General features: G+C 68.4%; 20 protein-coding genes. 11 read left to right on the top strand and 9 right to left on the bottom strand.

Translation table 11 applies throughout. From position 1 onward, the window contains the following. Nucleotides 1–4 precede the first annotated feature (4 nt). Nucleotides 5–856, top strand: coding sequence for a class I SAM-dependent methyltransferase (locus tag SAMIE_RS01385; RefSeq protein ID WP_066700861.1), 852 nt, complete (start codon nucleotides 5–7; stop codon nucleotides 854–856). Here SAMIE_RS01385 and SAMIE_RS01380 read toward each other — a convergent pair. Further along, nucleotides 853–1,731, bottom strand: a complete 879-nt coding sequence (locus SAMIE_RS01380; RefSeq protein WP_066700862.1) for a metallophosphoesterase family protein — start codon at nucleotides 1,729–1,731, stop codon at nucleotides 853–855. The genes SAMIE_RS01385 and SAMIE_RS01380 overlap by 4 nt on opposite strands. Before the next feature lie 70 nt (nucleotides 1,732–1,801). Between SAMIE_RS01380 and SAMIE_RS01375 the strand changes: the two genes are divergently transcribed. Beyond that, on the top strand, nucleotides 1,802–2,716 hold the full coding sequence (locus SAMIE_RS01375) for a diacylglycerol/lipid kinase family protein (protein WP_066700863.1): 915 nt from the start codon (nucleotides 1,802–1,804) through the stop codon (nucleotides 2,714–2,716). 78 nt (nucleotides 2,717–2,794) lie between these two features. Here SAMIE_RS01375 and rpsI read toward each other — a convergent pair whose 3' ends face one another. The 3 genes from rpsI to SAMIE_RS01360 form a co-directional block, all read right to left on the bottom strand. Beyond that, on the bottom strand, nucleotides 2,795–3,343 hold the full coding sequence (rpsI, locus tag SAMIE_RS01370) for a 30S ribosomal protein S9 (protein ID WP_083952499.1): 549 nt from the start codon (nucleotides 3,341–3,343) through the stop codon (nucleotides 2,795–2,797). Beyond that, nucleotides 3,343–3,822 (bottom strand): 50S ribosomal protein L13, encoded by a 480-nt coding sequence (gene rplM, locus SAMIE_RS01365; protein ID WP_083952500.1) that lies wholly within the window; start codon nucleotides 3,820–3,822, stop codon nucleotides 3,343–3,345. The genes rpsI and rplM overlap by 1 nt, the downstream gene beginning before the upstream one ends. A gap of 134 nt (nucleotides 3,823–3,956) precedes the next feature. Further along, a complete protein-coding gene (locus SAMIE_RS01360; protein WP_066700864.1) occupies nucleotides 3,957–5,021 on the bottom strand; it encodes a COX15/CtaA family protein in 1,065 nt (354 codons plus the stop codon). A 203-nt stretch (nucleotides 5,022–5,224) separates the two neighbouring features. On the opposite strand from SAMIE_RS01360, the gene SAMIE_RS01355 reads away from it, so the two are divergent. The 4 genes from SAMIE_RS01355 (at nucleotide 5,225) to SAMIE_RS01340 (ending at nucleotide 10,370) form a co-directional block, all read left to right on the top strand. Beyond that, nucleotides 5,225–7,027 (top strand): IlvD/Edd family dehydratase, encoded by a 1,803-nt coding sequence (locus SAMIE_RS01355; protein WP_066700865.1) that lies wholly within the window; start codon nucleotides 5,225–5,227, stop codon nucleotides 7,025–7,027. A gap of 90 nt (nucleotides 7,028–7,117) precedes the next feature. Further along, nucleotides 7,118–8,695: an aldehyde dehydrogenase (NADP(+)) gene (locus tag SAMIE_RS01350; protein ID WP_066700866.1), complete on the top strand. Its 1,578-nt coding sequence runs from the start codon at nucleotides 7,118–7,120 to the stop codon at nucleotides 8,693–8,695. Next, on the top strand, nucleotides 8,692–9,615 hold the full coding sequence (locus SAMIE_RS01345; RefSeq protein ID WP_066700867.1) for a Gfo/Idh/MocA family protein: 924 nt from the start codon (nucleotides 8,692–8,694) through the stop codon (nucleotides 9,613–9,615). The genes SAMIE_RS01350 and SAMIE_RS01345 overlap by 4 nt, the downstream gene beginning before the upstream one ends. Before the next feature lie 20 nt (nucleotides 9,616–9,635). After that, a complete protein-coding gene (locus SAMIE_RS01340) occupies nucleotides 9,636–10,370 on the top strand; it encodes a FadR/GntR family transcriptional regulator (protein ID WP_066700868.1) in 735 nt (244 codons plus the stop codon). Between the two features lie 198 nt (nucleotides 10,371–10,568). Here SAMIE_RS01340 and SAMIE_RS01335 read toward each other — a convergent pair whose 3' ends face one another. Both SAMIE_RS01335 and SAMIE_RS01330 read right to left on the bottom strand, forming a co-directional pair. Beyond that, nucleotides 10,569–11,006, bottom strand: a complete 438-nt coding sequence (locus SAMIE_RS01335; protein ID WP_066700869.1) for a DNA polymerase III subunit chi — start codon at nucleotides 11,004–11,006, stop codon at nucleotides 10,569–10,571. After that, entirely contained in the window at nucleotides 11,006–12,448 is a 1,443-nt protein-coding gene (locus tag SAMIE_RS01330; protein ID WP_066700870.1) for a leucyl aminopeptidase, read from the bottom strand. The genes SAMIE_RS01335 and SAMIE_RS01330 overlap by 1 nt, the downstream gene beginning before the upstream one ends. 224 nt (nucleotides 12,449–12,672) lie before the next feature. Here SAMIE_RS01330 and SAMIE_RS01325 point away from each other — a divergent pair, with 224 nt between their 5' ends. The 5 genes from SAMIE_RS01325 to SAMIE_RS01305 all read left to right on the top strand — a co-directional run bounded on the left by SAMIE_RS01325 (nucleotide 12,673) and on the right by SAMIE_RS01305 (nucleotide 18,943). Next, nucleotides 12,673–14,913, top strand: a complete 2,241-nt coding sequence (locus tag SAMIE_RS01325; RefSeq protein ID WP_066700884.1) for an LPS-assembly protein LptD — start codon at nucleotides 12,673–12,675, stop codon at nucleotides 14,911–14,913. An 85-nt stretch (nucleotides 14,914–14,998) separates the two neighbouring features. Next, a complete protein-coding gene (locus SAMIE_RS01320; RefSeq protein WP_066700871.1) occupies nucleotides 14,999–16,384 on the top strand; it encodes a peptidylprolyl isomerase in 1,386 nt (461 codons plus the stop codon). Then, complete coding sequence (gene pdxA, locus SAMIE_RS01315; RefSeq protein ID WP_066700872.1) at nucleotides 16,362–17,390, top strand: 4-hydroxythreonine-4-phosphate dehydrogenase PdxA; 1,029 nt, start codon at nucleotides 16,362–16,364, stop codon at nucleotides 17,388–17,390. The genes SAMIE_RS01320 and pdxA overlap by 23 nt, the downstream gene beginning before the upstream one ends. Further along, entirely contained in the window at nucleotides 17,383–18,219 is an 837-nt protein-coding gene (gene rsmA / locus SAMIE_RS01310) for a 16S rRNA (adenine(1518)-N(6)/adenine(1519)-N(6))-dimethyltransferase RsmA (RefSeq protein ID WP_066700873.1), read from the top strand. The genes pdxA and rsmA overlap by 8 nt, the downstream gene beginning before the upstream one ends. Before the next feature lie 175 nt (nucleotides 18,220–18,394). After that, nucleotides 18,395–18,943 carry a pseudouridine synthase gene (locus SAMIE_RS01305; protein ID WP_066701454.1) on the top strand — a complete coding sequence of 183 codons (549 nt, stop codon included), beginning with the start codon at nucleotides 18,395–18,397 and terminating at the stop codon, nucleotides 18,941–18,943. 7 nt (nucleotides 18,944–18,950) lie between these two features. Here the strand turns inward: SAMIE_RS01305 and SAMIE_RS01300 are convergent, their stop codons facing one another. The 3 genes from SAMIE_RS01300 to guaB all read right to left on the bottom strand — a co-directional run bounded on the left by SAMIE_RS01300 (nucleotide 18,951) and on the right by guaB (nucleotide 22,307). After that, nucleotides 18,951–19,466: a tetratricopeptide repeat protein gene (locus tag SAMIE_RS01300; RefSeq protein ID WP_066701541.1), complete on the bottom strand. Its 516-nt coding sequence runs from the start codon at nucleotides 19,464–19,466 to the stop codon at nucleotides 18,951–18,953. A 72-nt stretch (nucleotides 19,467–19,538) separates the two neighbouring features. Beyond that, a complete protein-coding gene (locus tag SAMIE_RS01295; protein WP_066701455.1) occupies nucleotides 19,539–20,717 on the bottom strand; it encodes an RsmB/NOP family class I SAM-dependent RNA methyltransferase in 1,179 nt (392 codons plus the stop codon). Nucleotides 20,718–20,849: 132 nt separating this feature from the next. Beyond that, nucleotides 20,850–22,307: an IMP dehydrogenase gene (guaB, locus tag SAMIE_RS01290; RefSeq protein ID WP_066701457.1), complete on the bottom strand. Its 1,458-nt coding sequence runs from the start codon at nucleotides 22,305–22,307 to the stop codon at nucleotides 20,850–20,852. Between the last annotated feature and the right edge of the window lie 151 nt (nucleotides 22,308–22,458).

Here is a 22,458-nt window from a genome sequence, read left to right as displayed (position 1 = left end):
CGCCATGGACGACCGCCCCGACATTTTCGACCGCGCCCGCCGCGCCCGCCAGCGCGACCGGATGCTGCCGCGCTTTGCCGGGCATGACTTCCTCTATCGCGCGATGCTGGACGAACTGCTCGACCGGCTCCGCGACGTGCAGCGGCCCTTGCCGGAGGCGCTGGTGATCGGATGCCCCGATGGCAGCGCGCGGGCCGCGCTGGAGGCGATGGGCAAGCGCGTGGCCTGCGCCGATCCGGGCTTTCTGGCGGCGCGGGCGACGGACGGGGTGCAGGTCGATGAGGACGCCCTGCCCTTCGCCGACGAGAGCTTCGACCTGATAATCGCCTGCGGCACGCTGGACAGCGTCAACGACCTGCCCGGCGCGCTCATCCTGATGCGGCGCGTCCTGCGGCCCGACGGGCTGATGCTCGCAGCGTTCAGCGGCGGAGGCAGCCTGCCGCGCCTCAAAGCCGCGCTGCTCGCGGCCGAGGGCGACCGGCCGGGGCAGCATGTGCATCCGCAGGTGGACGTGCGGTCGGCGGGCGACCTTTTGAGCCGCGCGGGCTTTGCGATGCCGGTGGCGGACGGGGAGACGCTGACCATCCGCTATGGCGACATCGCGCGGCTGATGCATGACCTCCGAGGCATGGGCGCGGGCAATGTGCTGGCGACGCGGCCGCCTGCCCTCTCCCGCCGGACGATCATGCGCGCGGCGGAGCACTTCGCCGATGCGGCTGACGCGGACGGACGGACGGCGGAGCACATGGCGGTGATCTACCTGTCCGGATGGAAACCCGACGCCAGTCAGGCCAAACCCGCCCGCCGGGGAAGCGCGACCGTTTCGCTGGCCGCCGCGCTCAAGGGCAAGAGCTAGGCGCTGAAGCGACGCGGCTCGACCGCGCCGACCACCGGCGCGTCGATCATATCACGGCGGCTCCATTGCGCATCCTCGCGGCGATATTCGACATGGCTCGCGCGGCGGAAAGCGGTTCCGTCCCAGACGATGACCTGTAATTCCATTTCATTGTTCCGCCGGACGTGGAGCCAGTTGAAGCTCTGCGGCTCCGCATTGCGCAGGCGGGTCGAGGTCGCCGTGCCCGCCTGAATGACCAGAGCGCCGCCGCTATGCTCGACCATCCTGTCCGCCGTCTCCGCATAGGTGCGGTGGAAATGACCGGCGAGCGCGACATGCACGCCCGCCTCGCACACCGCCTTCACCGCGTCGTCATGCCGCCCGACCGCTTCGCTCAGTTCATTCCCCTTGCCGATGGGCATGGCGAAGAGCGGATGGTGGGTGACGAGGATGCGGGTCTTGGCCGGAGCGACAGGCGCGAACTTCTCATGGAGCAGTTCCAGTTGCGCGTGATTGATGCGCCCGTCCTTGATCGTCAGCGACCGCGCGGTGTTCAGGCCGAGGATCGCGACCTCCTCATCCTCATACCATGGGCACAGGACGTTGCTGATATAGCGTTCGTAGCGGTCGAGCGGCGCGGCGAAGCGGCGGATCACGTCATAGAGCGGAATGTCGTGATTGCCCGGCACGACCAGCGTGCGCAGGCCCGATGCGCGCAGCCGGTTGAGCCAGGCGGACGCGGCGCGGAACTGCTCCACCCGCGCCCGCTGCGTGAAGTCGCCGCTGATGACGACGAGGTCGGGGCGGCGTTCCTCCAACCAGGCGGTAGCGGCATCGACGATGCGGGGATCGTTCGCGCCGAAGTGGATGTCGGACAGATGAGCGATGCGGGCCATGGGAAGGAAACGAATCGTCCGCCGATGGTTTCCGCGCGGACCTTAATCGGCACGGCAGAGTTATTGCGGCATGGAAACGAAGCCCCTCCCCAAGGAAGCCGTGCTGATCGTCAACGCGCACAGCCGGCGCGGGCAGGACCAGTTCGAGGACGCGCGGGCGAAGCTGGAGGCGGCGGGCGTCCGGCTGATCGCCGCCCATGCGGTCGAAGATCCCGAGCAGATGGCGCCGACCGTGGCGCGGGCGGTGGCGGACGGCGCGCCGATGGTGATCGTGGGCGGGGGCGACGGGTCGATGTCCGGCACCGTCGATGAACTGGTGGGCAAGGATGTCGTTTTCGGCGTGCTGCCGCTGGGCACCGCCAACAGCTTCGCCCGGACGCTGGGGCTGCCGCTGGACCTCGATGGCGCGGTCAGGGCGATTGCGACGGGCAGGCGGCGGCGCGTCGATCTGGGGATGATCGACCGCGACTATTTCGTGAATGCGGCGTCGCTCGGCCTGTCGCCGATGATCGGGCGGACGGTGCCGCACAAGCTCAAACGCTATCTGGGGCGCGTGGGCTATCTGATCTGGGCGGTGAAATGTTCGGTAGGGTTCCGCGCCTTTCGCCTGACGATCGACGATGGCAGGAGGCAGCGGCGCATGTGGTCGACCGAGGTGCGCATCCTCAACGGGCCCTATCATGGCGGGGTCGAACTGTCCGATCATGCCAATGTGGACAGCGGCAGGATCGTCATCCAGGCGGTCGTGGGACGCAGCAAGCCTCGGCTCGCCTGGGACTGGTATGCCAAGTTTGTGAAGCTGCGCGACCGGGACAAGAATACGGAGGAGTTTTCGGGCACCAGTTTCCGCATCGACGCCAAGCCGCGCCAGCGCATCTCCATCGACGGCGAAGTTCTGGCGATGACGCCCGCGACGGTGAAGATCGCGGCGGGCGCGGTCGAGGTGGCGGTGCCGCAGGACGCGGATAAAGCGACAGCGATGTAGACAGCTATACGCGGAATCGGGCGGGCAACAAAAAAGGGGCCGGATGACCGGCCCCTTTTCGTAACGGTATCGAAACGATCAGCGCTTCGAGAACTGGAAGCTCCGGCGGGCCTTGGCCTTGCCATACTTCTTGCGCTCGACGACGCGGGGGTCGCGGGTCAGGAAGCCTTCGGCCTTGACCGCGCTGCGCAGCGCCGGTTCATACTTGCTGAGCGCCTGGGCGATGCCGTGCTTGACCGCGCCGGCCTGACCCGAAAGGCCACCGCCCTTGACGGTGCAGATCACGTCATACTGGCCCACGCGATCGGTCACGCCGAAGGGCTGGTTGATGACGAGACGCAGGGTCGGACGGGCGAAATAGATTTCCTGATCGCGGCCGTTGACCGTGATCTTGCCGGTGCCGGGCTTCACCCACACGCGGGCGACGGCGTCCTTGCGGCGGCCGGTGGCGTAGGCGCGGCCGAGGCCGTCGATTTCCTGCGCGCGCAGCGGGGCCGAGGGCTGAACCGGAGCGGCGGGCGCTTCGCCGCCTTCGAGCGGCGCGGCAGCGGCAGCCGGAGCGGCGGCGACAGGAGCGTTCGTGGTCAGCGACGCGAGGTCGGACAGGGACTGGCGGTTATCGGACATTATGCACCCACCTTGTTCTTGCGGTTGCGCGACGCGAAGTCGAGCACTTCGGGGTTCTGGGCTTCATGAGCATGCTCGGCGCCCGCGAAGATGCGCAGGTTGCGCATCTGCTGGCGGCCCAGCGGACCACGGGGGATCATACGCTCGACGGCCTTTTCCAGGACGCGCTCGGGGAAGCGGCCTTCCAGGATCTTGGCGGGCGTGGTCTCCTTGATGCCGCCGGCATAGCCGGTGTGCTTGTAGTAAACCTTGTCGGTCAGCTTGCGGCCCGTGAACTTCACCTTCGCCGCGTTGATGATGATGACATTGTCACCGCAATCGACGTGGGGGGTGAAGGACGTCTTGTGCTTGCCACGCAGAATGTTCGCGACGGTCGAGGCGAGGCGGCCGACGACGAGACCTTCCGCGTCGATCAAAATCCACTTCTTTTCGACCGTGGCCGGGGTCGCCGGCTTGGTGGTCTTCATCAGCGCCTTCATGGTGCCAATCTCCAGAATGTAAAAAGGAACCGGGCGCCGTTGCCGACACCCGGAAGTGGGGCGCTAATGGCTCCAGTCGCCGCGCAAGTCAAGAGATTCGGCGGGATTCGCGACGGGTAAAATAATACCTCTGTCTATTTTGAGGATATGGACGAGGCATCATCCGGCGAGGATCGACCGCCCACGGCATGAGCCGCGAAGGCCGCCGCCGCGACCACCAGCGCGCCCACCGCCTGATGCAGCACGGCGAGCGGCAGGGCGATGCCGCTCACCACCGTCGCGATGCCGAGCGCGATCTGCGTGCCGACGCTGGCGTGGATGGCGATGGAAGCACGGCGTTCCCCTGCCCGCTTCGCCCGCGCGGCGAGCATGAACAGGCCCGCCGCCGCCGCCCACGCCCACCAGCGATGGAGGAAATGGACGAGATAGGGATCGCTCGACACCATGGCCCACAGCGATCCGGTCCAGTCGATCCCTTCGGGCACCAGATGATCGTTCATCAGCGGCCATGTGTTCGACACATAGCCCGCGTCCAGCCCCGCCGTGAATGCGCCGAGCATCAGTTGCACGAACAGCAGTAGCAGGACGAGCAGCGCGAAGGGGCGCAGCCGCGCCGGCCGCGCGTGCGGCGAGCGGGCGAGCGCGAACAGGTCGAGCGCGGTCCAGATGAGGCCGCCCATGATGAAGAGCGCGGTCAGCAGATGGACCGCGAGGCGATAATGGCTGACATCGGTGCGCACCGACAGGCCCGACTTCACCATCCACCAGCCGATCGCGCCCTGCAATCCGCCCAGCGCCAGCAGCGCGACGAGGCGGAGGCCATAACCCTGCGGGATCGCGCGCTTCCACGCGAACCAGAGGAGCGGCAGCGCAAAGGCGAGGCCGATCAGGCGGCCGAGCAGGCGATGGACCCATTCCCAGAAGAAGATGAACTGGAAATCCGACAGGCTCATGCCGCGATTGATCTCCCGATATTCGGGGATCTGCTGATAAAGGCGGAATGCCTCCATCCACTGATCGTGGGTCAGCGGCGGGATCGCGCCGGTGATCGGCTTCCACTGGGTGATCGACAGGCCGGATTCGGTAAGGCGCGTGATGCCGCCCACCACCACCATGCAGAAGACGAGAGCGGCGACGCACAGCAGCCAGCGGCCAATGGCAAGCGGGCGCGGCGGGGCGGAGCGGGGTGCGCGGGTCATGACGGGTCCATGCGCCGATGCCGACGCCAATTCAAGCGGGCGCGGCGGGACGAATCGTCTCACCCGGCGGGTCGGGGACGCCCGTCACAAAAGTGACCGGCCGCAGGGCAGAAGCCGCATCCGGTCCTTGAAATGCAATTTGTATGAGTATATCGGGATGGCAAGCGCGTCATCGCGTCACCCTCTCTGCGTCAGGAAGCCTCATGAGCGATTCGTCCAATCCCGCCCCGAAATTGCGCAGCCGCGCCTGGTTCGATAACCCGGACAATATCGACATGACGGCGCTCTATCTGGAGCGATACCTTAATTTCGGCCTCAGTCTGGACGAACTGCGCAGCGGCAAGCCGATCATCGGCATCGCACAGACGGGCAGCGACCTTTCGCCCTGCAACCGCAATCATCTGGTGCTGGCGGAGCGGATGCGCGACGGCATTCGCGAAATGGGCGGCATCGCGCTGGAATTTCCGGTCCATCCGATTCAGGAGACGGGCAAGCGGCCCACCGCCGGTCTCGACCGCAATCTCGCCTATCTGGGCCTTGTCGAGGCGATCTACGGCTATCCGCTCGACGGCGTGATCCTGACCACCGGCTGCGACAAGACGACGCCCGCGCTGCTGATGGCGGCGGCGACGGTCAACATCCCCGCCATCGCCCTGTCGGTCGGCCCGATGCTGAACGGCTGGTTCAAGGGCGAACGGACGGGATCGGGCACGATCGTCTGGCACGCGCGGCAACTGCTGGCGGCGGGCAAGATCGACGACGAGGGCTTCATCAAGCTGGTCGCCTCCTCCGCTCCCTCCACGGGCTATTGCAACACCATGGGCACGGCGAGCACGATGAACAGCTTGGCCGAAGCGCTGGGCATGATGCTGCCCGGATCGGCGGCGATCCCCGCGCCCTACCGCGACCGGCAGGAAGCGGCCTATCTGACCGGCAAGCGCATCGTCGAGATGGTGCATGAGGATCTGAAACCCTCCGACATCATGACGGTGGACGCCTTCCACAACGCCATCGCGGTCAACAGCGCCATCGGCGGATCGACCAATGCGCCCATCCACCTGACCGCCATCGCGCGGCATATGGGCGTGGACGTGCCGCTCAAGGACTGGGAGACGGTGGGGCACAAGATCCCGCTGCTGGTGAACCTCCAGCCCGCGGGCGAGTATCTGGCGGAGGATTATTATCGCGCGGGCGGCGTGCCCGCCGTCGTCAGCCAGCTCATGCAGCAGGGTCTGATCCGCGAAGGCGCGATGACGGTCAACGGCCGGACCATGGGCGACAATTGCCGGGGCGTGGAGATCGAGGACGAAAAGGTCATCCGCCCCTTCGCCCGGCCGCTGAAGGAAGAAGCGGGCTTCCTCGTCCTGTCGGGCAATCTGTTCGACGCCGCCGTCATGAAGACCAGCGTCATCAGCGACGAGTTCCGCCAGCGCTACCTGTCCAACCCGGACGATCCCGATGCGTTCGAGGGACCGGCCATCGTGTTCGACGGGCCGGAGGATTATCACCACCGCATCGACGATCCCGCCACCGGCATCACGCCCGACACGCTGCTCTTCATGCGCGGCGCGGGGCCAATCGGCTATCCCGGCGCGGCGGAAGTCGTCAACATGCGCCCGCCCGCCTATCTCATCACCGAAGGCGTGTCCGCCCTGCCCTGCATCGGCGACGGGCGGCAGTCTGGCACGAGCGGAAGCCCATCCATCCTCAACGCCTCGCCCGAAGCGGCGGCGATGGGCGGCCTTGCGCTGCTGAAGGATGGCGACCGGGTGCGCATGGACCTGAAGGCCGGGACCGTGAACGTCCTCATTTCCGACGCGGAACTGGAGGCGCGCCGGACCGCACTGGTGGCGGCGGGCGGCTTCCCCTATCCCGCCTCGCAGACCCCTTGGCAGGAAATCCAGCGGTCGGTCGTGGGTCAGCTCAACACCGGCGCGATCCTGGAAGGCGCGGAGAAATATCAGCGGATCGCGCAGACCATGGGCCTGCCCCGCGACAATCATTGATAGCGCTACCGTAAAATCTATTGAAAGGCGGGGAGCGGCGGGCCATCTGCTGCCCGACCCCGCCTTTCCGGACCTCATCAGGAGACAGCCATGTTCAACGGAGCCATCCTCATCGGCGCGAGCGAGCGCCACAGCGGCGCGCCCTTCCACGCGATCAACCCGGCGACCGGCGAAAAGGGCGACGTCGCCTTTTCGAGCGCCATGCCCGCCGAGGTCGACGAAGCCGCCGCGCTTGCCGAAGCCGCGTTCGAGAGCTTTTCGACCCTCTCCCCCGACGCGCGCGCGACTTTCCTCGAAACCGCTGCCGACAACATCATGGGCATTGGCGACCTGCTGATCGAAACCGCCATGTCCGAAACCGGCCTGCCCCGTGCCCGGCTGGAGGGCGAACGCGGCCGCACCGTGAGTCAGCTTCGCCTGTTCGCTTCCTATGTGCGCCTTGGCGACTGGCTGGACGCGACCATCGACCGCGCCATGCCCGACCGCGCGCCCCTGCCCCGCGCGGATCTGCGCCGCGTCAACCATTCGGTCGGCCCGGTCGCGGTGTTCGGCGCGTCCAACTTCCCGCTCGCCTTCTCGGTCGCGGGCGGCGATACGGCGGCGGCTTTCGCGGCGGGATCGCCCGTCATCGTCAAGGGCCACAGCGCCCACCCCGGCACCGGCGAACTGGTCGCGCGCGCCATCCAGGCGGCGGTCAGGGCGTGCGGCCTGCATGAAGGCGTCTTTTCCTACCTGCCGGGCGCGGACCGTTCGCTGGGCGGCGCGCTGGTCGCCGATCCGCGCGTCAAGGCGGTGGGCTTCACCGGATCGCGCGGCGGCGGCACCGCGCTCATGAAGATCGCGGCGGAGCGCAAGGAGCCGATCCCCGTCTACGCCGAAATGTCCTCGATCAATCCGGTCGTCCTGCTGCCCGGCGCGCTGAAGGATCGGGCGCAAGCGCTGGGCGCGGCGTTCGTCGGATCGCTGACGATGGGCGCGGGGCAGTTCTGCACCAATCCCGGCCTCGTCATCGCGCTGGACGGGCCGGACCTCGACAGCTTCGTCGCCGCCGCCGCGCAGGCTCTGTCGGGCGCCGCGCCGCAGGTCATGCTGACGCCCGGCATCCACGACGCCTATGAAAAGGGCGTCGCGGCGCTTTCGGGCGCCGAGGGCGTGACCACCGTGGCGCGCGGCACCGATGCGGAGGGCGTCAATCGCGGACAGGCAGCCTTCTTCGCGACCGACCGCGCGACGTTCGAGGGCAATCCCGTGCTGGCGGAGGAAGTGTTCGGATCGTCCTCCGTCCTCATCCGCTGCGCCAGCATTGAGGAAGTGATCGCCACGATCGCGGGTCTGGAAGGCCAGCTTACCGCCACGCTCCAGATCGGATCGGGCGACGAGGCGCACGCCGCCGCTCTGCTGCCGACGCTGAGCCGCAAGGTCGGGCGCATCCTGACGAACGGCTGGCCCACCGGCGTCGAGGTGACGCACGCGATGGTCCATGGCGGCCCCTTCCCCTCCACCGCCGACGGGCGCTCGACCTCGGTCGGCACGCTGGCGATGATGCGCTTCCTGCGCCCCGTCTGCTATCAGGACGTGCCCGACGCGCTGCTGCCGCCCGCGTTGCAGGAGGGCAATCCCTGGGGTCTGACGCGCCGGATCGAGGGCAGACTGAGCGTCGCGGCATGACGATCCGGGCGGGACTCGTCGGCCTCGGCAAGATCGCGCGCGACCAGCATCTGCCCGCGATCGAACGGACGGACGGCATTGAGCTGGTCGCGGTCGCCAGCCGCAACGCGCAGGGGGACGGGGTAGCGAACTACCCCGACCTCGGCGCGATGCTGGCGGGGGAAAGCAGCCTCGACGCCGTGATCCTGTGCCAGCCGCCGCAGGTCCGCTATCACGCCGCGCGGCAGGCGCTGCTGGCGGGCAAGCATGTCTTCCTCGAAAAGCCGCCGGGCGCGACCGTGTCCGAAGTGGACGCGCTGGTCTCGCTGGCCAGAGCGCAGGGCGTCACCCTCTATGCGAGCTGGCACAGCCGCTATGCCGCCGCCGTCGCGCAGGCGAAGACGTGGATCGCCGAGCGCCGCATCGAAAGCGTCGATATCCAGTGGCGCGAGGATGTGCGCCACTGGCATCCGGGCCAGCCGTGGATCTGGGAAGCGGGCGGCTTCGGCGTGTTCGATCCCGGCATCAACGCGCTGTCGATGCTGACGGAGATCGTGCCCGAACCCGTCACCATGCTGTCGGCGATGCTGGAAGTGCCCGCGAACAGGGATGCGCCCATCGGCGCGACGCTCAAGATGGCGACCGCGTCGGGCGCGCCGGTCGCGGCGGTGTTCGACTGGCGGCAGACCGGGCCGCAGACATGGGACATCGCGGTCGAAACGGATCGCGGCAGCCTGCTTTTGTCGGAAGGCGGCAACACGCTCCGCCTCGACGGCGAAGTGCAGGTGAAGGCGCCGGACGAGGAATATCCCGCCATGTATCGCCGCTTCGTCGATCTGGTGGGCGATGGCGCCATCGACGTGGACCTCGCCCCGCTGCGGCTGGCGGCGGACGCCTTCCTTTGCGGGCGGCATTGTCCTACGGCAGCGTTCGAGGATTGAGGCAGCGGGGACCACAGGCCATGACGAGCGCGCGGAAAGACGGACCGGAAGAAGGCGCGCTCCGCATCCATCAGGCCATCGCCCGCGACCTTGGCACCGCGATCCTGACCGGGCGGCACCGGCCCGGCGACCTGTTCGAAGGCGAGATCGAGGCGTCGGAGCGGCTGGGCGTATCGCGCACCGCCTATCGCGAAGCGGTGCGCATCCTTATCGCCAAGGGGATGCTGGAAAGCCGGCCCAAGGCGGGCACGCGCGTGCTGCCGCGCCACCGCTGGAACGTGCTGGACCCCGAAATGCTGGCGTGGATGTTCGCGGGCGAGCCGGACGCCGACTTCATCCGCGACCTGTTCGAACTGCGCGGCGTCATCGAACCGGCGGCGGCGGAATTCGCGGCGCGGCGGCGCACGGACGATCAGCTTGCGGTGATGGAAGCGGCTCTGGGCGAGATGGGGCGGGTCGGACTGTCGACGCCCGAAGGACGCGCGGCGGACCAGCGTTTCCACCACGCCGTGCTCGCCGCGACGCATAATGACGCGCTGGCGGCGCTGGCGAGTTCGGTTGGCGCGGCGGTAAGCTGGACCACCAAGTTCAAGCATCGCAAGAAGCTGATGCCCCGCGACCCCCTGCCCGATCACCGCGCCGTATTCGCCGCCATCGCCGCGCGTGACACGGCAGCGGCCCGCAACGCCATGGCGGAACTGCTGCGGCTGGCGCTCGCGGACATGGAGATCGGCGAGCCAGATCGCGGGGGTTAGGGCCGGGGTTTGTGGGTCGGGGTGGACACAGATGTCCCCCTCCCGCTTGCGGGAGGGGCTGCGAGACTTACGCGCGCAGCGCGTTAGTCGCAGCGGGGTGGGCCTTTGCACCGCTTAACCCACCCCCTGACTCCCCCTGACTCCCTCCCGCGAGCGGGAGGGGGGACATTTCCGCGAATGCCCATCAGCACACCACCCCTACGGCCCCTGCACCCACTTGCGGCCTTCCTGCCGCCAGAAGCGCGGTTCCACGCCGTCCGCCTTGCTCAGCGCGCGCCAGCTTGACCGCGCGCCGTCGATCGTGTCGGCGTCGAAGAAATAGAAGGCCCGCTCGAAGCCCAGCGCCTCGTCGCGCCACACCCCGTCGGCCAGCGCCACATGCCGCGCCCCGTTCGCCGCCGCGCAGCTTTCGCTCAGCAGGATCGGCTGCACCGCCTGCCCTGCCTCGCCCGCGCGGCCATGGGCGAGGAAGCTTTCCGGCGGCCCGGCCCACAACCCCTGCGAGATGCGCTCCAGCCGCTCGCCCTCACCCGCCACCACCAGCAGCCGCTGCCCGAGGTCCAGCACCCGCGCCGCGATGACGGGCAGCACCTGTTCCACGGGATCGCGGCTGAGCTGGTAGAAATCGACCTGCATCAGCGTTCGTAATGGTCCGCGACGAAGCGGTCGATCAGGCGCACGCCATAGCCGGTCGCGCCCTTGTCCCAGGTGCCGCCCGGCTTGTCGGCCCACACCATGCCCGCGATGTCGAGATGCGCCCATTTGACGCCTTCGTCGATGAAGCGCTTCAGGAACTGCGCCGCCGTGATCGACCCGGCATAGCGCGGCCCGATATTCTTCATGTCGGCGATGGGGCTGTCGATCAGCTTGTCGTAGGCGGGCGACAGCGGGAAGCGCCACAGCGGATCGCCCACCGCCTGCCCCGCCGCGATCAGGTCGCCCGCAAGCCCGTCATCGTTGGAGAAAATGCCCGCATATTCATTGCCCAGCGCCACGATCATCGCGCCGGTCAGCGTGGCGAGATCGACGATCACCTCCGGGCTGTAGGTCCGCTGCGCCCATGTCAGCGCATCGCACAGCACCAGCCGCCCTTCCGCGTCGGTATTGAGCACCTCGATGGTCTGGCCGGACATGGATGTGACGATGTCGCCGGGCCGCTGCGCATTGCCGTCGGGCATATTTTCGACAAGGCCGCAGATGCCCACGACCCGCGCCTTCGCCTTGCGCCCCGCCAGCGCCTTCATCGCGCCCGCGACCGCGCCCGCGCCGCCCATGTCCCACTTCATGTCTTCCATGCCCGCGCCGGGTTTCAGCGAAATGCCGCCGGTGTCGAAGGTCACGCCCTTGCCCACGAACACCACCGGCTTTTCGCTGGAGCCGCCGGTGCCGTCCCATTCCATCGCCAGCAGCCGCGCCTCGCGGGGCGACCCTTGAGCCACGCCCAGCAGCGATCCCATGCCCAGTTCCGTCATCGCCGCCCGGTCGAGCACGGTGATCCTGACGCCAAGGTCGGCAAGGTGCCGGCACCGCTCCACGAAGCTTTCGGGATAGAGGATGTTCGCCGGTTCCGACACCAGTTCGCGGGTGAAGGCGACGCCCTGCGCGACGGCGTCCTGCGCCTGCCATGCCGCATCGGCGTCCTGCGCCACCAGCGTCACGGTCTGGAGCGTGGGCTTCGCCTTCTCGCTCAGCTTCGTGCGATAGGTGTCGATGCGCCAGCCGCGCAGCCTGACGCCGAACGCCAGCGCGGCGGCCAGCGCACCGCTCGCCCCGCCGACGAACTCGACCGCCGCGTGCGCCGCGCCGCTGGTGGCGAGCTTCGCCGTCAGCGCCGCGCCCGCCTTCTCCATGTCCTGCGCGCTGCCCGCGCCTGTGCCCAGCAGCAGCACGCGCAGCGTTTTGCCGCCTTCCTCAACGAAGCTCTCGAAGCTCGTCCCCGTCTCGCCCGTGAAGCGCGAAGCGGCCGCACCCGCGCTCAGGGTCGCCGCCGCCGCCAGCGGCAGCGCGCCAAAGCCCTTCTGCACGGCAAGGACCAGCGTATCGGCATCGGGGCGGGTCGGGGCGAAACGAATGTCCATCGGGCTGTTATCCTCTTGTCGGCCTGTCACAGGAGCGGCAGGACGCCGCACTCTCAGCTTGCCAGATAGTGCGGCTTTCCCGCCGTGGCAAAGGCCGTTCGACCGATTTTGCCCTGTCCGCAGGATCAGCAGCGATTGCGGAGCCACCCTCTCTGCGATAGGCGGAGGTCAGATACGCCCGACGATAAGGCCTTCGCTTGCCAAACGCCCCCTTCTCCCCCGCCCTGCGCGCCGCTCTTCTGGCCGGTGCGGCGCTCGGACTCGCGCCGCACGCCCGCGCGCAGGACAGGTCGCCGCAGCCCAATCTCAACGAACCGGCGACTCCTGTCAGCGCGCCCGACGCGCCAGTCCCGGCGGGCGACGACCAGATCGGGTTCGCCGCCGACCAGCTTCAATATGACAGCAACGCCGAAATCGTGACCGCCAGCGGCAGCGTCCAGTTGCTGCGTGACGGCAACCGCCTGCGCGCCGACCGTGTGGTGTGGAACCGCACCACGGGCAAGGTGGAGGCGCAGGGCAATGTCTCCGTCACCGATCCCGACGGCAATATCGCCTATGGCGACCGTTTCGACGTGACGGATTCGCTGAAGGACGGCGCAGTCGACAATATGCTGCTGGTGCTCCAGTCGGGCGGACGGCTCGCGGCGGTGAAGGGCACGCGGGTCAACGGCGTCTATACGCTCAACCGCGCCGCCTATACCGGCTGCTCGGTCGAGGACAGCGACGGCTGCCCCAAGGAACCCACCTGGCAGATCAACGCGGTCAAGGTGGTCTACGACCCCGTGCGCCAGCGCGTCACCTACACCAACGCCAATGTCGAACTGTTCGGCCTGCCGCTCATCCCGCTCCCCGGCCTGTCGCACCCGGCGGGCGAGGGCGGCGGCAGCGGGCTGCTGGTCCCCAACATCCGCTACGACCGCAACAACGGCTTCGAAGTGGCGCTGCCTTATTATATGAAGCTCGCGCCCAACCGCGATCTCACCATCACGCCGCACGTCTATTCGAAGGTGCTGCCGATGATGGAGGGCAATTTCCGCCATCTCTACGATCGGGGCGCCTACCAGATCACGGGCTACGCCACTTACGGACGGCGCCTGGGCATCAGCGGTCTCGACCCCGACGCCAATTCGCAACAGGGAATCCGCGCCCATCTCGACGCCAGCGGCACGATGCAACTGACGCCCGAATGGAGCGTCGACGGCTCGATCCGGGTCACGACCGACCGCACCTTCCTGCGCCGCTACGACATCAGCCGCGACGACCGGCTGCGCAACACCGTCGGCGTGCAGCGGATCGGCGAAAACAGCTATTTCTCGCTGCGCGGCTGGGCGGTCCAGACGCTGCGTCAGGGCGATTCGCAGGGGCAGCAGCCGATCGCGCTGCCGGTGCTCGACTATCGCCTGCGGCTGACCGACCCGTGGCTGGGCGGCGTGGTCCAGCTTCAGGCGAACACGCTCGCCATCACCCGCACCGACGGGCAGGACACGCAGCGCGCCTTCGCCGCCGCCGAATGGAACCTGCGCAAGCTCACCGGGCTGGGGCAGGAAGTCACCTTCACCGGCTATCTGCGCGGCGATGTCTATCACAGCAACGACGCGCTCCAGAACCCGATCCCCGCCTATGCGGGCGAGCCGGGCTGGCAGGCGCGCGGCATCGCGGCAGCGGCGGTGGACATGCGCTGGCCGTTCATGGGCGAAGCGTTCGGCGGCGTGCAGCGCATCGCCCCGCGCGTCCAGATCGTCGCCGCGCCGCGCCTCGCCAACCTGCGCCTTCCCAATGAAGACGCCCGCGCCGTCGATCTGGAAGACAGCAACCTCTTCGCCCTGAACCGCTTCGCGGGATATGACCGGTTCGAGGACAGTTCGCGCGCTACCTATGGCCTCGAATATGGTCTCGACCTGCCGCATTTTTCGGTGCAGGCGGTCGTCGGCCAGAGCTATCGCCTCAACAGCCGCGAAAGCATCCTGCCCGACGGCACCGGCCTGTCGGGCAAATTTTCCGACATCGTCGGGCGCACCACCATCCGCTACCGCAATTTCGTCAGCCTGACGCACCGCTACCGGCTGGACAAGGGCAGCCTCGCCGTGCGCCGCAATGAAATCGACGCGACCGTGGGCAGCCGCAGCACCTATGTCATGGTCGGCTATCTCCGCCTCAACCGCAACGCGCTCGCCAATCTGGAAGACCTTCAGGACCGCGAGGAACTGCGCGTCGGCGCGCGCGCGCAGTTCGCCCGCTTCTGGTCGGTGTTCGGCTCCACCGTCATCGACCTCACCGACAAGAAGGAAGACCCGGTCAGCATGGCGGACGGCTATCAGCCCGTGCGCCACCGCCTCGGCGTCGCTTATGAGGACGACTGCCTGACGCTGGGCTTCACCTGGGTCCGCAACTATCAGGCCAATGGCGACGCCCGCAGGGGCAACAGCTTCCAGCTTCGTCTAGCTTTCCGCAATATTGGCATATAAGGAACAGGCACCCGCCCCCGTCAGGGGCGGTTAAGGCGGACCGGGGCATGACGCTTCGAACCCCGATTGGAGATGATTGCGCAAGATGCTGCCTGCCCCCTTCTCGCCCCGCCGCCTCGTCCGCGGCGTCCGTCCGGGCCTGAACATGCTGCTCCTCTCCTCGGTGCTGGTCGGATCGGGCCTCGCGCCCCTGCGTGCGCAGACGGTCGATGATGATCAGGACTTCGCGTCCCAGCAGCTCAACCTGCCCAAAGACCTCACCGTCTTCGGCAAGAGCGATCCCAACGTCCGCAAGGCGACCGCCATCGTCAACGGCCGCATCATCACCGGCACGGACGTGGACCAGCGGCTCGCCCTCATCATCACCGCCAATGGCGGGAAGGTGTCGGACGATGAAAAGGAGCGGCTGCGCGTGCAGGTGCTGCGCAACCTGATCGACGAAACGCTCCAGATTCAGGAAGCCGCCGCCAACGACATCAAGATCGCGCCGGAAGAAGTGAACCAGAGCTATGAGCGGGTCGCGGGCAATTTCCGCCAGTCGCCCGGCCAGTTCGACGCCTATCTGCGCGAACGGGGCAGCGCGCCCGCCAGCATCAAGCGCCAGATCGAGGGCGAACTGGCCTGGAGCCGCCTGCTCCGCCGCAACATCCAGCCCTTCGTCAACGTGTCGGAGGAAGAGGTGAAGTCGGTCGTCGACCGGCTCAACGCCGCCAAGGGCAGCGACGAATTCCGCATCGGCGAAATCTATCTCTCCTCGACGCCGGAAAACCGCCCGCAGATCATCGCCAACGCGCGCAACATCATCGAACAGATCCAGAAGGGCGGCAGCTTCCCCGCCTATGCCCGCCAGTTTTCCGAAGCGTCGACGGCGGCGGTCGGCGGCGACCTCGGCTGGATTCGCCCTGCGCAGCTTCCCGCCGAACTGGCGCAGGCCGCGACCGAAATGCAGGTCGGCCAGATCGCCGGTCCCATCGAAACCGTGGGCGGCGTGTCGATCCTCTACGTCATGGACAAGCGCAAGGTGCTGACCGCCGATCCGCGCGATTCGCTGCTCAGCCTCAAGCAGCTCTCGGTCCTCTTCCCGCAGGGCACGACGAAGGAACAGGCGAGCGCCAAGGCCGCCGCCTTCGCCACCGCCATCAAGGAAATCAAGGGCTGCGGTCAGGCCAACGAGATCGGCGCGAAGATCGGCGCGGACGTGGTCGACAACGACAATGTGAAGGTGCGCGACCTGCCGCCCCAGTTGCAGGACATCCTGCTGAACCTTCAGGTCGGCGAATCGACTCCGCCCTTCGGTTCGATCACCGACGGCGTGCGCGTGCTCGTGGTGTGCGGGCGGGACGATCCCGCTTCCGCCAATGCGCCCGACGCCGAACAGATTCAGGCCCAGCTTGAGGAAGAACGAGTTAACAAGCGCGCGCGCATCTACCTGCGCGACCTTCGCCGTGATGCCGTCATCGAATATAACTGACCCCGCCCGGCCCGACCCCGTTCCCTTCGCCGTTCCACTCGGCGATCCGGCGGGCATCGGGCCGGAAATCACCGCCAAAAGCTGGGTGATGCGCGAAGCGCGCGGCCTGCCGCCCTTCTTCGCGGTCGGCGACATTGCGGCCCTGCGCGCAGTGTGGCTCGGCCCCGTCCAGCTTATCGAAACGCCCGCGCAGGCGGCCGCCGTCTTTCCCGACGCGCTGCCCGTGCTTCAGGTCGGCGACAGCCATCCCGTCACCCCCGGCACGCCGACGCAGGACGGCGCGCTCACCGCTTTCCAGTCGCTCGAAGTCGCGGTCGGCCTCGCGCGGCAGGGGTCCGCCGCCGGCATCGTCACCGCGCCGGTGGGCAAGGAACAGCTTTACGGCGTCGGCTTCACCCATCCGGGCCAGACCGAATTCATCGCCGAACGCTGCGGCGTTTCCGCCCATAATGCCGTCATGATGCTGGCCGGCCCCTCGCTCAAGGTCGTGCCGATCACCATCCACATCCCTCTGGCCGATGTGTCCGCCGCGCTCACCGTGGACCTCATCCGCGCCCGCGCGCTCACCACGGCGAAGGGGCTGCAACGCAATTTCGGCATCGCCCGCCCCCGCCTCGCCGTCGCGGGCCTCAACCCCCATGCGGGCGAGAATGGCGCGCTAGGCCGCGAGGAAGTGGACGTGATCCGCCCCGCCGTCGAACAGCTCCGCGCCGAAGGGCTGGACATCGTCGGGCCGCTCTCGCCCGATGGCATGTTCCACGCCCGCGCGCGCGAAACCTACGATGCCGCGCTCTGCATGTATCACGATCAGGCGCTGATCCCGATCAAGACGCTGAATTTCGACGAGGGCGTCAATATCACGCTTGGCCTGCCCATCGTGCGCACCTCGCCCGATCATGGCACCGCCTTCGGTATCGCGGGGACCGACAGCGCCAATCCCGGCGCGATGATGGCCGCGCTCAGGATGGCCGCCGAATCCGCCCGCGCCCGCCTCGCCCATGGCTGACAGCCGCCCGGCGCTGCCGCCGCTGCGCGAAGTGATCGCCCGCCACGGCCTTAACGCCAGCAAGGCGCTGGGGCAGAATTTCCTGCTCGACGAACAGTTGCTGGACCGCATCGCCGCCATCCCCGGCCCGCTCGACGGCCAGCCCGCCTTCGAGGTCGGCCCCGGTCCCGGCGGCCTGACCCGCGCGATCCTGCGCGCGGGCGCGAAGCTCGTCGCAGTGGAGCGGGACGGGCGCTGCCTGCCCGCGCTCGCCGAATTGCAGGAGGCGTTCCCCGGCCAGCTCCGCGTCATTTCGGGCGACGCGATGCAGGTCGACGCGCACGCCGAGGCGGGGACGGGCGCGCATATCATCGCCAACCTCCCCTATAATGTCGGCACGCCCCTGCTCGTCGGCTGGCTCTCCGCCGACTGGTCGCCGCTGCCATGGTGGGCGACGCTGACGCTGATGTTCCAGATGGAGGTCGCCGAACGCATCGTCGCAAAGCCGGGCACCGACCATTATGGCCGCCTCGCCGTCCTGTCCCAGTGGCGCAGCGACGCGCGCATCGCGATGAAGGTCCACCGCAGCGCCTTCACCCCGCCGCCCAAGGTCATGTCGGCGGTGGTCCACATCACCCCCAAGTCAGCGCCCGAAGGCGTGATCCTGAAACATCTCGAACGCCTCACCGCCGCCGCCTTCGGCCAGCGCCGCAAGATGCTGCGCCAGAGCCTCAAGCGGCTGCCCGGCGCGCTGGACGCCCTCGCGACCCTCGCCATCGACCCGCAACGCCGCGCCGAAACCGTGACGGTCGAGGAGTTTGTCGAAATCGCGCGGATCTTGAGCGCTTAGGTTCCTCCCCTGCAAGGGGAGGGGGACCGGCGAAGCCGGTGGAGGGGTATCCCGCTCTCGAAAGGACGACACCCCTCCGTCACGCGCTGCGCGCGCGCCACCTCCCCTGCCAGGGGAGGATGACGGTCGGCGTTGCTCGACTTTTGCCCGTCCATGCGGCTAAACGGGGCCGCCCATGCCCCGCCTGATCCTCTTCAACAAACCCTATGACATGCTGTCCCAGTTCACCGACCGGAACAGCCCCACGGCCCGCGCCACCCTGTCCGATTGCATCGCCGTGCCCGGCGTCTATCCCGCCGGGCGGCTCGACCGCGACAGCGAGGGGCTGCTGCTGCTGACCGACGACGGGCGGCTCCAGTCCCGCATCGCCGACCCGAAGTTCAAGCTGCCCAAAACCTATCTGGCGCAGGTGGAGGGGATCGTCAGCGACGAAGCGCTCGCGGCCCTGCGCGGCGGCGTGCTGCTGAAAGACGGCCCCACCCGCCCCGCGCAGGCCGACCGCATCGACCCGCCGGCGCTGTGGCCGCGCGACCCGCCGATCCGCGTGCGCCAGACCGTGCCCGATAGCTGGCTGCGCCTCACCATCGCCGAAGGCCGCAACCGGCAGGTGCGGCGCATGACCGCGGCGGTGGGCTTCCCCACGCTGCGCCTCGTGCGCTGGGCGGTCGGCGAATGGACGGTGGAAGGCATCGCCCCCGGCCAGTGGCGCGAGGGAGGGGCCTGAACGCGGATCAGGGCGTCTCGGTCGGCGCCTTGTTGGGCGCGGGCGGCACCTTGTCGGTCATCGCGACGGCGGGCGGCCCCTTGGCGATGGCGGCGGACAGGTGGGCGACCGGCGCGCAATCGGCCTTGCACAGCTTCTGCGCCTGCGCCAGCACGTCCTTCGCGCGCGCGACCGCGCCCTTCTCCATCATCGCCTCGCCCTGGCCCGCCAGCGCCACGACATCGGTGGGGTCGAGCAGCAGCGCTTCCTTGTAGAGCCGGATCGCCTTGCCCTGAAGCCCCTGCGCCCGCGCGACTTCGGCCAGTTCGACATAGGCCGCCCGGTTGCGGGGATCGACCGCCAGCGCGCTTTCCAGCGCGTCGGTGGCGCCGTTGAGGTTGCCCGCGCGGCGCGCGGCTTCCCCGGCCTTCTGCCACTGGATCGACTGCGGATTGATCTGGTTGTCGGGCTTCTGCGACAGGCCCATGCTGGACACGGTGGCAAGGACGGCGGCGAGCGCGATGGAAGCAGGGGTGAAACGCATCAATAACTCCAGCCATGTTTCAGGCGTTGATTCCCGATCCTCGCCATTTTGCACGCGCTTGTCCATGGCTGATTAGGCCGCCTCCCGCCGCATCCGCGCGAAGAAGAACCCGTCCGTCCCGTCATGCCCCGGCGTCAGCAGCCATCCCGCCCCGTGCGCCCGCCCGGCAGGCAGCGCCAGCGGTTCGGGCGTCCAGCCCGGATGGCGGCTCAGAAACGCGTCCACCTGCCCCCTCCCCTCATAATCGGTCAGCGCACAGGTAGCATAGACGAGCCAGCCGCCCGGCGCCACCAGCGGCGCGGCGAAATAGAGGATGCGCGCCTGTTCCGCCACCAGCCGGTCGAGCCGCTGCGGCGTCAGCCGCCAGCGCGCCTCGGGATTGCGCCGCCATGTCCCCGTGCCCGAACAGGGCGCATCGACCAGCACGACATCCGCCTGCCCGGCAAGGTCCGCCAGCCCGCGCGCTTCATGCGCCTGATCCAGCAGCAGCGTTTCGACGAACGTCGCCCCCGCCCGCTCCGCCCGCGGTTCCAGCCGGGCGAGGCGCGAGCGGATCGTGTCCGCCGCCACCAGCCTGCCCTGCCCCCGCATCGCGGCAGCCATCGCCAGCGTCTTGCCGCCCGCACCGGCGCAGAGGTCCACCACCGTCGCGCCCGGACGCGCATCGCAGGCGGCGACGATCCACTGGCTGCCCGCATCCTGCACTTCGACAAGCCCGTCCTTCCACGCCGCCGACTGCTCGACCGGAAAGCCTTCGGGCAGGCGCAGCGCGTCGGGCAGGCCCGCCACCGCCTCCGCTTCGGGAAACAGCGGTGCGACACCGGCGGGTTCGGCCTTCAGCCGGTTGACGCGCAGGTCCACCGGCGCGCGGCCCAGCAGCGCCTCCTGCTCCACCGCAGGCGCCAGCAGCGGCGCGATCCAGCCCGGCACTGCGCCCGCCACAGCGCCCTCTTCGCCCGGCTCGATGGGCAGCGGCCCATGCACCGACCCGTCGAACAGCGCCGCGATCTCGGGGCGTTCGCCCGCAAGGCCGATCATCGCCGCGCGGCCCGTCTCCGGCCGCTCGCCCGCGCGCCGGATCGCGTCATAAACATGGTCGCGCACCGCCCGCCGGTCGCGCGACCCGGCATAGCGCCGCTCCTTGAAATAGCGCGCGATCAGCGTGTCCGCCGCAGGCCCGCCATCGCGCGCCGACGCGATGATCGCGTCCAGCAGGTCGATAGCCGCCTGAATGCGCGCGGCGGGGGTCATATCCTCCCCGGCACGGGGAGGCGGGTGGTGGAGGGGCGCGGGCGGCCAGACCCACTCAGGCTGAGGCAGGACAGGCCGGACCTGCCCCTCCACCAGCCTGCGGCTGGTCCCCCTCCCCGTGCCGGGGAGGATTTACCGCGTCGGATAATTGGGCGCTTCCCGCGTGATGGTGACATCGTGGACATGGCTTTCGGACAGGCCCGCATTGGTGATCTGCACGAAGCGCGCGCGTTCCTGCAAATCCTTGATCGTCGCGCTGCCGGTATAGCCCATCGCCGCCTTCACGCCGCCGACAAGCTGATGGATCACATCCTTGGCCGGTCCCTTGAACGGCACCTGCCCCTCGATCCCTTCGGGCACCAGCTTCATCTGGTCCTTGATGTCCGCCTGGAAATAGCGGTCGGCGCTGCCCCGCGCCATCGCGCCGACGCTGCCCATGCCGCGATAGCTTTTATAGGCGCGGCCCTGATAGAGGAAGGTTTCGCCCGGCGCTTCCGCCGTGCCCGCCAGCAGCGATCCCACCATCACGCATCCCGCGCCCGCCGCCAGCGCCTTGGCCACGTCGCCGCTGGTGCGCAGCCCGCCATCGGCGATCACCGGCACGCCCTGCTTCGCGGCCTCTTCGGCCGAATCCATCACGGCGGTGAGCTGCGGCACGCCGACGCCCGCGACCACGCGCGTGGTGCAGATGGACCCCGGCCCGATGCCGACCTTCACGCAGTCCGCCCCCGCGCCGATCAGCGCCTTGGTCGCTTCGGCGGTTGCGACATTGCCCGCGACAACCTGCACATGGTTGGACAGCTTCTTCACCGCCTCGACCGCGACGGCGACCTGTTTGCTGTGGCCGTGCGCGGTGTCGATGACGATCAGGTCGCACTCCGCGTCGATCAGCGCCTTGCTGCGCTCCAGCCCCTTTTCGCCCACCGTGGTGGCGGCGGCGACGCGCAGGCGGCCCGCATCGTCCTTCGTCGCCTGCGGATAGGTGACGGCTTTCTCTATGTCCTTGACCGTAATGAGGCCGACGCAGTGATAGGCCTCGTCCACCACCAGCAGCTTCTCGATCCGCCGCTGGTGCAGCAGCCGCCGCGCCTCCTCCTGCCCGACGCCCGTCTTGACCGTGGCGAGATTGTCCTTCGTCATCAGCTCGCTGACCGGCTGGTCCGGGTTCTCCGCAAAGCGCGTGTCGCGGTGGGTCAGGATGCCGACCAGCTTGCCCGACTGTTCCACGACCGGAATGCCGCTGATCCTGTGGCGCTGCATCAGCATCTGCGCGTCGGCCAGCGTGGCGGTCGGCAGGATGGTGATGGGATTGACCACCATGCCGCTTTCGAACCGCTTGACCGCGCGCACGGCGTCCGCCTGTTCCTCGACGGTCAGGTTCCGGTGCAGCACGCCGATCCCGCCGAGTTGCGCCATGACGATCGCCATGTCGGCTTCCGTCACCGTGTCCATGGCGGACGACAGGATTGGGATGTTGAGCCTGATGCCCTTGGTCACATAGGTCGATGTGTCCGCCTGGCTCGGCAGCACATCGGATTCGCCGGGCTGCAACAGCACGTCGTCAAAGGTGAGGCCAAGGCGAATGTCCATGGAAACGAGCCACTTTCTACTTTCGGACGCACCGGCGGTCGGCGGCATCCGGGGGGATTTGTGGCGGCCCATGTAACCACTTGTGCGACGCGGGACCAGACCCCCTGCGGGGTTTTTGTTGGGGGCGGGGAATGGGGTGGGATGGCGGCGG

It is taken from the genome of Sphingobium amiense, assembly GCF_003967075.1.
GTDB lineage: Bacteria > Pseudomonadota > Alphaproteobacteria > Sphingomonadales > Sphingomonadaceae > Sphingobium > Sphingobium amiense.
The sequence above is the reverse complement of the archived record's forward strand: the minus strand, read 5'-3'. Positions and strand labels throughout refer to the sequence as shown.